The sequence below is a fragment of the Gillisia xinjiangensis genome (genome assembly GCF_046298265.1).
GTDB classification, from domain to species: Bacteria; Bacteroidota; Bacteroidia; order Flavobacteriales; family Flavobacteriaceae; genus Gillisia; species Gillisia xinjiangensis.
Genome location: NZ_JBKAHK010000114.1, coordinates 1 through 532 on the forward strand (window position 1 = coordinate 1; position 532 = coordinate 532).

Below are 532 nucleotides of genomic sequence, written 5' to 3' on the forward strand. Positions count from 1 at the left end.
CAGGTCGGGCCAGGGCGGCGCCAGGCGGTCGCCCTTGGGACCGAGAGTTGCCAGGGGATCGCGAATGAGCGCCGCCGGCAGCCAGCGCCACGGCTTCGTGACGGAGATGCGCTTGATTTCCGGCATGAATCCCAGGGTCTCGGCAAGCCCCTTGCACTGGATCTCCATGCCCGCCTTGCCATCGGTGACCACCCAGCAGGAGAGCCCGGCCAGGGCATCGGCGTCGGTCGTGGAGGAGAAATCAGTCGGGGAAGGAACGTCGGCAGGGTTCATTGCGGACGCGACTATGCGCCCCACGCCGCAGCCGGTGCAAGGCCGAAACCGAGGCGCTCCGCCGGCTTTTCGCCCCGGCGGGTGGCGAAACAAAGCGGTTTCACACAGCCGGTCCGGGTTGTCTTGGGCTTGCCAGCCGGGGCCCTCGGGTAATATTGTTACTCAGTGTCCGCCGCAACGGGGGCATTTCAGGGATATCCTTACCGAGGGGCCTATGCGCCGGGTCAAATTGGACCGAATCGACCTGCAGATCCTGCAG

1 protein-coding gene is annotated in these 532 nt (G+C 66.0%); it reads right to left on the bottom strand.

The features are described 5' to 3' along the window. Nucleotides 1–273: ELM1/GtrOC1 family putative glycosyltransferase (locus ACKGJN_RS16760; RefSeq protein WP_409540709.1), on the bottom strand; the 273-nt coding region annotated here is incomplete at its 3' end. Nucleotides 274–532: the final 259 nt, after the last annotated feature.